The following is a 12,339-nucleotide window of genomic DNA, read 5'->3' as shown; positions in this document are numbered from 1 at the left end:
ACGGGGCTTTATTCTCAATAATTGTATTAATTCTCCACTTTCACAATTGCCATTTTCCCGTTGTATGGCTTAGTACCTTTTGCTTCCAGTGCTTTTGTAGCTTCTGACAGTCCGTCGAATTTCTCATAATAGATGTAATACTTACTTGTCGTTACATTGTAGAAGAAATTAACATCTGTACGTCCTGCTGCAACTGCTTTAGCTAGGAACTGATCGCGTTTTTCAACACTACTGTGAACCGCAATAATTAAATAATATCCACCATCAGCATTCTTAATATTTTTGATAATCTGCATATTTGATTGGTCTTCACCAAAATCAAAATCACTTGCTGTTAGAGGCGTACTGCTTAATTTTGTTGTTTCTCTAATACGCTTAAGAGCGGCAACATCCTGTGCATATCGACCCTGATCATTCTCATATGCTGCACGTTTGATTCGACGTTTTTTCTCAATTTCAGTCTCGGCCTTGATACGTTCTAAATTAGAAAGTAATGTTGCGCTATCCTGTTCCATTTTCAATTGTGCTGCTTTTAACTCGTTTATCTTTTCCAGATAAGCCTTATTCAAAGCATCGTTTTTATTAGGAAACTTTTTAAGCCTTTCATTGTATAGATTAGTCAACTTCGCAATTTCATCTTTCTGTGCTTTATTTACTTCAGCAAGTTGAGATTTTAAAGCTTCTAGCTGACTGTTCTCAGCCGCCACACTTTTGAAAGGTTTTGGTTCTTTATAAATTCCTTTTTCACTTAAATCATTCTCTTCTCTTAAGTCGTTCAAGTCTTTTTGTTTACTTGCCACTGTTGTATTAAACTGTGACAATAAATCTTTCTGCATTTTACTTGCGCTCTCGATAGACTGAGATAAGTTATCTATTGCTTTCGCTGTATCATCTTTTGCAAGTGCATCGGCAGCAAGTTTAGCCTGAAGAGCTTCCGCATCGGCTTTAGCTTTAGCATCGGCAGCTAATTTTGCCAAACGAGCTTCTTCTGCTAATTGCAACTGTCTTGTTTCTTCCTCAGCTTTTAATCTTTCTGTTGCTTCAGCATCGGCCTTCGCTTTTTGATCCGCCAATAACTTCGCTTGTGCAGCTTCCATATCAGCTTTCGCTTTAGCATCGGCAGCTAACTTCGCTTGAAGAGCTTCCGCATCAGCCTTAGCTTTAGCATCGGCAGCCAACTTCGCTTGAAGAGCTTGGGCATCTGCTTTCGCTTTAGCATCAGCAGCTAACTTCGCTTGAAGGGCTTCTGCATCTGCTTTTGCTTTAGCATCGGCAGCCAACTTCGCTTGAAGAGCTTCTGCATCGGCTTTGGCTTTAGCATCAGCAGCTAACTTCGCTTGAAGAGCCTGGGCATCTGCTTTTGCTTTAGCATCAGCAGCTAACTTCGCCTGAAGAGCTTCTGCATCTGCTTTTGCTTTAGCGTCTGCTGCTAACTTCGCTTGGAGAGCTTCTGCATCGGCTTTGGCTTTAGCATCTGCTTTCGCTTTGGTATCAGCAGCTAACTTAGCCTGAAGAGCTTCCGCATCGGCTTTCGCTTTAGCGTCGGCAGCTAATTTTGCTAAACGAGCTTCTTCTGCTTCCTGTAATTGTTTTGCTTCTGCATCTGCTTTCGCTTTCGCAGTTGCTTCTGCATCCGCTTTTACCTTCGCATCCGCAAGTAATTTAGCTTGTAAAGCTTCCATATCCGCTTTCGCTTTAGCATCAGCAGCTAATTTTGCCTGAAGCGCTTCTGCATCCGCTTTGGCTTTAGCATCAGCAGCTAATTTTGCCTGAAGGGCTTCTGCATCCGCTTTTGCTTTAGCATCGGCAGCCAACTTCGCTTGAAGAGCCTGGGCATCTGCTTTGGCTTTAGCATCAGCAGCCAATTTTGCCTGAAGGGCTTCCGCATCGGCTTTCGCTTTAGCATCGGCAGCTAATTTTGCCTGAAGAGCTTCAGCATCCGCTTTGGCTTTCGCATCGGCAGCTAACTTCGCCTGAAGAGCCTGGGCATCTGCTTTTGCTTTAGCATCGGCAGCTAATTTTGCCTGAAGAGCTTCCGCATCCGCTTTGGCTTTTGCATCGGCAGCTAATTTTGCCTGAAGGGCTTCCGCATCGGCTTTCGCTTTAGCATCAGCAGCCAATTTTGCCTGAAGAGCTTCTGCATCCGCTTTTGCTTTGGCATCAGCAGCCAATTTTGCCTGAAGAGCTTCTGCATCCGCTTTGGCTTTAGCATCGGCAGCTAATTTTGCCTGAAGAGCTTCTGCATCTGCTTTTGCTTTGGCATCAGCAGCTAACTTCGCTTTAAGAGCTTCTGCATCGGCTTTCGCTTTAGCTTCGGCAGCAATTCTGGCTTGTCTGGCTTCTTCATCAGCTTTGGCTTTAGCTTCAACAGCTTGTTTTTCTTTTAAGGCAGCTTCTTCAGCGGCTTTAGCTTTCGCATCAGCAGCTAATTTTGCTTTATTGGCAGCATCTATACTTGCCTTAGTTTTTGCAGCAGCAGCAGCAGCGGCTTTCGCTTCAGCAGCCAGTCTCGCCTGAAGCGCATCTGAATCTGCTTTGGCTTTAGCATCTGCAGCTAAAATTGATTGTAAGTCTGCAGCTTCTGCTTTCGCTTTTGCATCTGCTTTACGTTTTGCTTCTGCAGCATCAGCTTTCGCTTTTGCATCTGCTTCTAGTTTTATTTTCAGAGCTTCCGCGTCGGCTTTTGCTTTAGCATCGGCAGCTAATTTTGCTTTTGCAGCGGCTTCCGCATCAGCTTTTGCTTTGTCAGCGGCTAATTGAGCCGGAGTTTTTTGTGGCGCTGTTGCCGGTTTATTTTCTGCAGCAGTTTTTGCTTTAGCAGCTTCAGCATCAGCCTTTGCTTTAGCATCTGCGGCCAATTTCAATTTCATTGCTTCGGCATCAGCTTTAGCTTTATCAGCAGCGAGTTGTGCCTGTGTTTTTTGTGGCGTCGTTGCAGGTTTATTGGCGTTGGCAGCATTTGCTCTTGCCGCTGCCGCTGCATCTACTCTCGCTTTATTATCTGCAGCTAATTTTATTCTGCGGGCTTCAGCATCGGCTCTAACCTTATCAGCAGCCAGCTGAGCCTGTGTTTTTTGTTCTGCAGCAACAGCTCTGTTTGCCGTTGCAGTTTGTGCTCTAGTCGCTGCTGCAGCATCGGCTTTTGCTTTTGCATCAGCGGCTATTTTTATCTTAATTGCCTCGGCATCAGCTTTGGCTTTATTGTCTGCTTCTAATTTTGCTTTTGCTGCCGCTGCTGCATCAGCCTTCACTTTTTCGGCTGCCGCAAGTCTCACTTTTAGCGCTTCTGCATCGGCTTTAGCCTTAGCATCCGCAGCCAGTCTCGCTTTTTCTGCACCATCAGTTCTCTCAGCGGTTGTTCCTGATGATGGTTTAGCCAATACCGGTTTTGGTTTAGCCGGATCTATTAAAGAGCCTTCTTCATCATCACCATAGTAATAGTTTTTATTTTTAAATTTATAAGCAATTGTAAATTCATGAGAACCACCCATATTGGTAAAATTTCCCATGCCTTTTTCATAGTTGTATTCAAATGCGATACTTGGAGAGATATTAAATCCAAGACCGGCAGAAATCCCGTATAATGTATTGTATCCGGCTTGAGCCCAAACTCCTTTTGGAATTGCAATCATTGCAAGTCCGGAAATTACTGTCTTACCTTTTTTAACTTCTGTTTTTACAATTCCTGAAAATTTACTTCTGTCAAAAAAGCCATAACTATCAATATATCCTGTATACATGGCATGTAACTGAATCGCTCTTTCAGGATCTTCTTTTACAATTCCACCACCGAAATTATAAAGGATAAGATTGTTTACCGCTAATCCAAAGTCAAGGAACTCTGTTCCGTAATTTACTCCAGGATTAACTGTAAGCAAAGTATTTGATGGATAATCACCCATTAAAATATTTGGATCATCTGAGATGATTTTTCCTTTATTTAAACCGCTTTGGTATACTCCAACATTTAAACCAAAAGTTAAATTACTGTCTTGCTCTAAAACAATGTTATGCGCAAAGTTTCCAATTCCTCCAAAGACCGTCATTAAACCATAATTTTGCTGAAACAGACCAAAAGCAAAAGCTTCATTCTCTCTGAAACGGCCCGAATAATTAGCTAAATAGGTGTTTGGTGCATTCTCAAACTGCACCCATTGCCTTTTATTATAAAAACTGGCATAAGCATTTGTTTCACGAACAAAGCTAAAAGCCGGGTTAATTAAATATCGATTAAACTTTAAAGAATTTCTAATAGGTAACGAAAACGAAACAACTCCATCCTCATTTTTGTCCTGAGAATAGAGTGTATTTGAAAAACCGTAAAATAGTGTGATGAATAGTAAAATTTTCTTCATATTACCTTATTACAGTTATTGATCCTTTTTTTTCACCATTGTCGGATTTAATGACATAGTAATATACCGGATTAACATTTTTAAAATCTTTTATAAACGTATTGGTTTCAGGATTATAATCACTACCTAAACCGTCATACATAATTTCACCATTAGAGCTCATGATTATTATTTTCGTCTGGACTGTTTTATAAACATCCGGAATATTCCAATAAGGATTCTGGAGACTTACAACATTAGGAATCACTGTTGTCGACGCCATTGGTCCCGTAACTTTAAAACTAAACTCCTGAGAAGAAATACAGCCCGATGCCTGAGAAATTTTAACTTTATAATTACCAGGAACAGATACAACATAAGAACTTGATGTTGCACTTGCAATTGCGTTTCCATTTAAAAACCATTCAAAAGTAGGATTTGAAGCATCTGTTGTAACTGAAACATTCAGAGTCTCCCCCTCGTTTAATGAAGTGGTTTCCGGAGCATCTATACTCGCATTAAAGCTATTACTTTTCAGATCGATAGTTCCTGTAGCACTACATCCTCCAAAATCAACCTGCACAGTATAAACTCCCGATGCATTTGCATTAATACTACGGGTAGTAGCACCAGAAATTATCGCTCCGTCTTTCTTCCATACATAAGTGTTTCCGGAAGTAGCTGTTAAAACAGTTCCTGATCCGGATGCACAAAATGGGTTTCCTAAACTAGAGCTAATGGTAACTGCCGATCCTCCCGATCCTGATGTGGTTACATCAACACGATTAGAGCTAAAATTTACATCAGAACATAAACCATAGTCAATTTCGGCATAATATTTTCCGGCAGAATTTACAATCAAATCTTTAGAACTTTGCCCAGCAATTACAGCACCATCTTTGTACCATTTGTATTTTAGATTGGAGTAATTAGCAGGTGACGAAGCCTGATCAGAAGGTGTAGGGTTATAAACGGAGAGTGTAAGATTTCCGCCAGCACAAAAAGACGCTGTTGGCTGTTTTTCGTTAATATAAAACGAACTTACATAAGTACTGTAATAAACAGAAAAGGTTGTATTACCAACGGCGTTCTTAAATCTTGGGCTATTTACTACAGGTGTAGTATTTAAGCTCTTAACGCGTAAACTGTACACATCTGATCCTTTTAGATTAGTAGGAACCGCAAATTTAATTGTTTGTTGCTTTAAAGCAGCGTCATCTGTAACCGAAAGTGTTGTAGTAGCTGTTGGGTTTGTAAAACTTCCAGTCTCATCAGAAAGTTCTACGGCAAAAGTTGTTCCAGCGGGAAAATCCACGTAGCTGAAAGTTGCAAAATATTCATTAAACACAACGCCATTGACAATAAAACCAGCGCAGATTCTCTCAAAGGGAAGCTGCTGTGGTCCTATTACTGGCGTTTGGGCATATGAATTTAATTTAGTTAAAACAACTAAAGAAAACAAAAGCACTATTTTGGTAAAATTTGGGGTAATTTTTTGAATCATATAGTGCGTGTTCTTGCTAAATCTATGTCTTCAAAAAAGAGGATATCAATAAATGTTTCAGAAAAATCGTACTTATAGTTCTCGATAATATCTTTTGCAAGAACTGAAAAAGAACCGGTTAAAAACGAATTTTCTTTGCACTCTGAATTCTGATGTTTCACTTCAGCTGCCATAGAAAGGCTATCCTTGGGGATGGATAGCCCTGCTAATAACTGATTAGAATTATCTAATTCGCCGATACATACTTGATCAGCATTTTTTATCTTTTGGTTCTCACAGCCTCTTATTTCGCTTATTGCTTCAGTAGAAGTAGGTCGTTCTACTGTGGTATTTTGAGCATATAAACTAAGCGAAATAGGGAAAACCAAAAATATTATATATATAAAATATTTTTTTCTAGATGTTGCCATTATGTCTTGATCTTTATTTGTCCGGTATTAAGACGAATACATAAATTGTGTCTGGGGACTTTATTAATAAAATTTACGCTGAAATAAAAATCGAAATCTATTATCTGTTGCTGCTAGACGCTGTAATTTTTCCTAATTGCAATCTGAAATCTGGTTTCTTAGGATTGAAAATATCAATGAAAGTCTCTCTGTTGTTACTTTGAGAATACACATTGAAAAATACACTATTTCCGTACCAGCTTTCTAAGTCTTCATTGTTTGAGTTGTACTCTGTAAAGATATTTCCGTTACATAGGTTAAAGTACATTTCTTCAAATTTGATTTTCTTAAGATTAGCATCATTAATTTCTGTTTTACTGTCTAATAAAACAGCTGGATTAAATCCGGAAATTACACTACGCTTCATTTCAAGAGAAGCATTTTCAGCTACAAAAACAGCTTCTTTTACTAATCCTGACTGAATATCAGCTTTGATGTTTTCGCTGTCATTAAGCATAGTGATATTAGTTGCAACAACTAAAGTTTGTTTTTTAGTAAAATCTGTTTCACTTTTCTTTTCGAAAGATTTTACTTCCATACAACGAGAACCGTCTTTATTACTTGATAAATAAGAAGATCTTACTGCTAATGAATTGTACAAACGACATTGTACACCCTGAGTAAATTTGTAATCGTCATTGATTGATTTATAAGATACAAATTTAGTAGCGTTTACATCACCTCCAAAAAAGGCAAATGAGTCACCGCCAGAGTAGCTTACCATAACGTTGTCAAGTACTGTTTTAGATCCAACACCGGCAAAAGTTATACCGTTGAAAGTGTCCACACCTTTTACTTTTTTACCTGCAAATTCAACTCTTACGAATCTTAAAATTCCTGAATTAGCAGCAGCATTATCACCACCGTAAGTTGTTAAACTAGGATCAAGATCTAAATTGTAAGAACCAACATTTCCAAATTTATTAATTGGTGCATCGCCAAGAATTACGATTCCACCCCAGTCTCCAGCTTTTTTCTGGCTACGGTTTGAAGTAAATACAATTGGGTCAGTCTCTAAACCATCGGCCATAATTTGGGCACCTTTTGTTACAACAAGAGTTCCTTTTGTTTCAAAATCACCAATGATTAAAGTTCCTGGTTCAATAGTTAAAACTGCATTGTTCGTCACATAAACATTACCTTGCAGTACGTAAATATTCTTTTTCAGCAATTTAGTATTAACAGAAATATTTCCTGCTAAAATTTGGTTTGCTTCTCCATACTCTACTTTGTTAGGCTTAAATTCGGTCCAGTTGTTCAACCAATTGTTGTAGCCCATAATTCCTTTCTCTTGTTGAGCACTCATACTCGTAACTGTCAAAAGAACGCAGATCATTTGAGTAATTTTTTTCATGATAAGGGGGTATTACAGTTAATAATAAATTTGGGTATGCGTAAATGAAAAAACTCGTCTCGAATTTTCTGATAATACTCAGAACTTTTCGAGAGAGTTGTTTTTTATTTCTTTTCTAAAAACATCTATATAAATTTAATCATCTATATAGACATTGACAAAAAAAGTTTTAAAAATTATAAATATTACATTTCGTTCAATTCGTTGAACTCGTGTAAAGATTTCAATGTGCTTTCGTAGAATAAAATTGCGGCGATTAAGTTTCCTTTATCAGAATACGGCATCATCTTTCTTTGAAATTCTACTGTTGTATCTAAAAATGTTGTTGTACCAACAGCCTGTCCATCTAACACTTTTTTGTGTTCGTTGTCGTCCGGAATACCTAAGTCGGCCATTGTAACTCCCGGTTTTGTTACCAAAGCAATGTAAGGAAGAGTTTTTACTAAAACTTTAATACGCTCGATGTACAATTCTAAAAGTTCTCCTTTTTGCATACCACTCAGTTCTTTTTGATCATGGTATTTGCGAATAATCGCAGTTGTACTGATTATACTTCTTGGAGCATTTTTCGCCTGAGCCGAAATGGCACCAGTCGTCATAAAAAAAAGTGCACTTAATAAAATAATTTTCCCTTTCATAGATTCTTAGTTTATAATTGGTTGTTCATAAAAACAAAAATATAGAAATTAACTTAAACTGCAACTTTATTAATTTCTTTTTTCAAAAAAAAAGCTTAAAAAAAGCTTAAAAACCAGCGTTATGTCGAGAAAATGTGCGTTTTAACGAGGTTTTAGTTAAAATTGACTTGATCTTAAAGGGTAAGATATTGGCTATAAAAACAAAACAATACGCTATAGTATTAATCAAAAAAAGCTTTCGTTAATCGTTATACAGCAAAAAACTATTAACAAAAAAGTCTTAATATCTCCACATCTTGCTATGTTTATTAACAAAAGTTGGTTAACAAACGTCAAAAAAACAGTCCGAAATCTTCATGATTATTAGAAATGTCTCTGTATGGATAAACTTTTGAGCTAAAATTTTTGACTACATCATTTTCTTCTATCTTTGCTTCATGCAATTTTCTCAAATTTTAGGTCAGGATTACATCAAAAGTCACTTGATAAAAAGTGCAGCTTCCGGACGAATTCCGCATGCACAACTATTCATTGGGCCGGAAGGAAGTGGCACATTATCAACAGCAATTGCCTACGCACAATATATTTTGTGCAACAACACAGGAGACGAAAACTCAAACGGAAATGATTCCTGCAATTTGAAATTTCAAAATCTCTCTCATCCCGACTTGCATTTTATTTATCCGACAGTGACCACAGAGGATGTCAAAACAAAACCCAAAAGTTTAGATTTTATTCAGGACTGGCGCACTTTTATACAGGAAATGCCTTATGGAGGTTTGTTTGACTGGTACAAAGTACTTGGTGTTCAAAACAAACAGGGAGAAATTCGAGTTGAAGATGCACAGGAAGTTTTGAAATCATTTTCACTAAAATCATACGAAGGCGGTTACAAAATTATGATTATCTGGATGGCCGATAAAATGAATATTGCCGCCTCCAACAAACTTTTAAAATTACTCGAAGAACCTTCAGACAAGACTATTTTTATTCTTATTTCTGAAAACGAAGAAGATATAATTCAAACCATCCGATCCCGTTGTCAGGTTATTCACTTTAACGGACTTCCCGAAAAAGTAATTGCAGAAGCTTTAGTTTCTAAAGAAAATATCGACGAAAAATTAGCTTTTAAAATCGCACATCAGGCACAGGGAAATTTTAGTAAGGCCTTACATCTCATAAAAGAAGATGATTCAGAGTTACCTTTCGAACAATGGTTTGTCAACTGGGTTCGTGCTGCGTTTAGAGCGAAAGGAAATGCAGCTGCCATTCAGGATTTAATTTCCTGGAGTGAAGAAATTGCCGGTCTGGGACGTGAAAGTCAGAAAAAATTCATCCAGTTTTGCATGGAAATGTTTCGACAAGCCTTGCTGCTTAACTATCAGGCTCCTACTCTTGTGTACATCGAACCAAAAGTAGATAAATTCAAACTCGAAAATTTTGCACCTTTTGTCAACGGGAACAATATTCACGAAATTTTCAAAGAACTTTCGGATGCGATGTATCATATCGAAAGAAACGGAAATGCAAAAATAATTTTAACCGACTTATCTATAAAACTGACTCGTTTAATCCACAAAAAATAGTTATCAAATGAATAATGTTGCCTCCATTTTACTATTAGCATTTTTAGCTTTAACCTTCTTACAGTCCGGATACGAAAAAATATTTTACTGGAAAGACAATGTCGAGTGGCTTAAAGGACATTTTGCCAAAACAAGACTTAAAAACCAAGTACCACTTGCCTTGCTTCATCTTTTAATTATGGAATTAATCTCCGGAATTTTATGTATTGTCGGAGCGATACAATTGCTCACCGACAGTGGCCGGGAATTTGGTTTATACGGAGCTATATTTTCATGTATCACATTGCTAATGATGCTTTTCGGACAGCGGTTAGCCAAAGATTATGACGGTGCAAGAACCATAGTTATCTATTTTATTCCGGCAGTAATGGCGGTTTACTGGTTGAACTAATCTGACATAATCGTACCGCTTTAAAGTGAATAAAAAATTAAAATTAAATCGTCACAGATTCAACATTCGTAAAACAAAGTTGAATTGAAATCAAAAAATAAAGTTGTGGCAAAAAATAAAATTTACAGTAAAAAAATGAATGCAAAACACCCATCAGAGTCCCTTACAATCTTAACCGATTTAGTTTTACCAAGTGAAACAAATCCTTTAAACAACCTTTTTGGTGGCGAATTATTAGCCCGAATGGATCGTGCCGCAAGTATTGCAGCCCGCAGACATTCCCGCCGAATTGTAGTTACGGCCTCTGTAAATCACGTGGCTTTTAACAGAGCCATTTCGTTAGGAAGTGTTGTAACGGTTGAAGCAAAAGTTTCAAGATCTTTCAAAAGTTCGATGGAAGTTTTCATTGATGTTTGGGTAGAAGACCGCGAATCTGGTAACAGAACCAAAGCCAACGAAGCCATCTACACTTTTGTAGCCGTAGACGATACCGGCAGACCTGTAGAAGTACCTGCTATATTGCCTGAAACTGAACTTGAAATACAACGTTTTGATGCTGCTTTGCGTCGTAAACAACTTAGTTTAGTGTTAGCCGGGAAACTAAATCCTTCCGATGCCACAGAATTAAAGGCTTTATTCTTGTAGTACAAATTGTGACAATTTGGAACAATCAAACTTCGAAAAAAGAACTATTTTTACAAAATATAAGCCTGCCTAATAAAGATCAAGAAGTTAGTATCTTCTTTACATTTATTTGAAAGAAAAAAATAACAATTTAGACATTTAAGAAAAGATGAGTTCAGACAAAGAAGCCAAATTAAAAGCGTTACAACTAACGCTTGATAAACTTGACAAAACCTACGGAAAAGGAACCGTAATGAAAATGGGCGACAGAGCCATTGTGGAGGTAGAAACGATTTCTTCTGGCTCACTTGGTGTTGATTTAGCCCTTGGAGTAAATGGATATCCAAAAGGAAGAATTATTGAAATATACGGTCCTGAATCCTCTGGTAAGACCACTCTAACCTTGCATGCAATAGCCGAAGCTCAAAAAGCCGGCGGAATAGCTGCTTTTATAGATGCTGAACATGCTTTCGACAGAAATTATGCTGAAAAATTGGGTGTCGATATCGAAAACTTAATCATCTCGCAACCGGATAACGGAGAACAAGCGCTGGAAATTGCCGAAAATTTAATTCGTTCAGGAGCAATTGATATTGTGGTAATTGACTCTGTTGCTGCATTGACTCCAAAAAGTGAAATCGAAGGTGAAATGGGAGATTCAAAAATGGGTCTTCATGCACGTTTAATGTCACAAGCATTAAGAAAACTTACCGGAACCATCAGTAAAACAAACTGTACCGTTTTCTTCATCAACCAGTTGAGAGAAAAAATTGGTGTTATGTTTGGTAATCCTGAGACCACAACGGGAGGTAATGCTCTAAAATTCTACGCTTCGGTACGTTTAGATATTCGTCGTTCTTCGCAAATTAAAGACGGTGAAAATGTAATTGGAAACAGAACCAAAGTTAAAATTGTAAAAAACAAAGTTGCTCCGCCTTTCAAAACTGCCGAATTTGATATCATGTATGGAGAAGGAGTTTCTAAAACAGGTGAAATTCTTGATCTTGCTGTTGAATTTGAAATCGTTAAAAAAGCAGGTTCCTGGTTTAGTTATGGCGACACCAAATTAGGACAAGGTCGTGATGCTGTAAAAGCTTTAATCAAAGATAATCCGGAATTAGCGGACGAACTTGAGATTAAAATCAAAGCACATATCAAAGAATTAGCAGACGCTTAAAATCATTAAAAGTATTACAATCAATACTTTACATACAACCCGATCGTTTCCAAAAAATGATCGGGTTTTTTATTTAAAAAAATATGCATTTACTGACGCAACCATTCCGCAACCGAGCCATCTTAGTAAGAGACAAAAGATTTGACTGGTACTTAGCCAAAAGTATCTGATCAAAGGTTTTTCTTTAAATTTGGTTGGTTTGTTCAATAAAAATCCGTTAGTTTTTTGGTTCTAACGGGTTTTTATTCTTTTTTTTCACCTTTTCACGCAACCTTTTTCATT

At 37.5% G+C, this 12,339-nt stretch carries 9 protein-coding genes; 4 read left to right on the top strand and 5 right to left on the bottom strand.

Annotated elements, in window-relative coordinates; genetic code table 11:
• Window positions 1-26: 26 nt before the first annotated feature.
• From C245_RS0106525 to C245_RS0106505, 5 genes are all read right to left on the bottom strand, one after another.
• Window positions 27-4,355, bottom strand: a complete 4,329-nt coding sequence (locus C245_RS0106525; protein WP_017495779.1) for a type IX secretion system membrane protein PorP/SprF — start codon at window positions 4,353-4,355, stop codon at window positions 27-29.
• 1 nt (window position 4,356) lies between these two features.
• Window positions 4,357-5,838: a gliding motility protein SprC gene (sprC, locus tag C245_RS0106520; protein ID WP_017495778.1), complete on the bottom strand. Its 1,482-nt coding sequence runs from the start codon at window positions 5,836-5,838 to the stop codon at window positions 4,357-4,359.
• Entirely contained in the window at window positions 5,835-6,248 is a 414-nt protein-coding gene (locus C245_RS0106515; RefSeq protein WP_017495777.1) for a hypothetical protein, read from the bottom strand. The genes sprC and C245_RS0106515 overlap by 4 nt, the downstream gene beginning before the upstream one ends.
• 100 nt (window positions 6,249-6,348) lie before the next feature.
• Window positions 6,349-7,641, bottom strand: coding sequence for a hypothetical protein (locus tag C245_RS0106510; RefSeq protein ID WP_017495776.1), 1,293 nt, complete (start codon window positions 7,639-7,641; stop codon window positions 6,349-6,351).
• A 185-nt stretch (window positions 7,642-7,826) separates the two neighbouring features.
• Window positions 7,827-8,279, bottom strand: coding sequence for a hypothetical protein (locus tag C245_RS0106505; RefSeq protein ID WP_017495775.1), 453 nt, complete (start codon window positions 8,277-8,279; stop codon window positions 7,827-7,829).
• 437 nt (window positions 8,280-8,716) lie between these two features.
• Here C245_RS0106505 and C245_RS0106495 point away from each other — a divergent pair, with 437 nt between their 5' ends.
• The 4 genes from C245_RS0106495 (at window position 8,717) to recA (ending at window position 12,057) form a co-directional block, all read left to right on the top strand.
• Window positions 8,717-9,865: a DNA polymerase III subunit delta' gene (locus C245_RS0106495; RefSeq protein WP_017495773.1), complete on the top strand. Its 1,149-nt coding sequence runs from the start codon at window positions 8,717-8,719 to the stop codon at window positions 9,863-9,865.
• 7 nt (window positions 9,866-9,872) lie between these two features.
• Window positions 9,873-10,256 (top strand): DoxX family membrane protein, encoded by a 384-nt coding sequence (locus C245_RS0106490; RefSeq protein ID WP_017495772.1) that lies wholly within the window; start codon window positions 9,873-9,875, stop codon window positions 10,254-10,256.
• A gap of 135 nt (window positions 10,257-10,391) precedes the next feature.
• Complete coding sequence (locus tag C245_RS0106485) at window positions 10,392-10,901, top strand: acyl-CoA thioesterase (RefSeq protein ID WP_026109914.1); 510 nt, start codon at window positions 10,392-10,394, stop codon at window positions 10,899-10,901.
• 148 nt (window positions 10,902-11,049) lie between these two features.
• Window positions 11,050-12,057, top strand: coding sequence for a recombinase RecA (recA, locus tag C245_RS0106475; RefSeq protein WP_017495770.1), 1,008 nt, complete (start codon window positions 11,050-11,052; stop codon window positions 12,055-12,057).
• The last annotated feature ends 282 nt before the right edge of the window (window positions 12,058-12,339 follow it).

This window comes from Flavobacterium sp. WG21 (assembly GCF_000335775.1).
Lineage (GTDB): Bacteria > Bacteroidota > Bacteroidia > Flavobacteriales > Flavobacteriaceae > Flavobacterium > Flavobacterium tructae.
Note: the sequence above shows the minus strand (reverse complement) of the source record. Positions and strands in the feature narration are given on the sequence as shown.

What these genes read in the sequence shown, in the direction of transcription:
- sprC (WP_017495778.1), bottom strand. Translation starts at nt 5,838, where the DNA reads ATGATTCAAAAAATTACCCCAAATTTTACCAAAATAGTGCTTTTGTTT.
- C245_RS0106490 (WP_017495772.1), top strand. Translation starts at nt 9,873, where the DNA reads ATGAATAATGTTGCCTCCATTTTACTATTAGCATTTTTAGCTTTAACC.
- C245_RS0106510 (WP_017495776.1), bottom strand. Translation starts at nt 7,641, where the DNA reads ATGAAAAAAATTACTCAAATGATCTGCGTTCTTTTGACAGTTACGAGT.
- recA (WP_017495770.1), top strand. Translation starts at nt 11,050, where the DNA reads ATGAGTTCAGACAAAGAAGCCAAATTAAAAGCGTTACAACTAACGCTT.
- C245_RS0106515 (WP_017495777.1), bottom strand. Translation starts at nt 6,248, where the DNA reads ATGGCAACATCTAGAAAAAAATATTTTATATATATAATATTTTTGGTT.
- C245_RS0106525 (WP_017495779.1), bottom strand. Translation starts at nt 4,355, where the DNA reads ATGAAGAAAATTTTACTATTCATCACACTATTTTACGGTTTTTCAAAT.
- C245_RS0106505 (WP_017495775.1), bottom strand. Translation starts at nt 8,279, where the DNA reads ATGAAAGGGAAAATTATTTTATTAAGTGCACTTTTTTTTATGACGACT.
- C245_RS0106495 (WP_017495773.1), top strand. Translation starts at nt 8,717, where the DNA reads ATGCAATTTTCTCAAATTTTAGGTCAGGATTACATCAAAAGTCACTTG.
- C245_RS0106485 (WP_026109914.1), top strand. Translation starts at nt 10,392, where the DNA reads ATGAATGCAAAACACCCATCAGAGTCCCTTACAATCTTAACCGATTTA.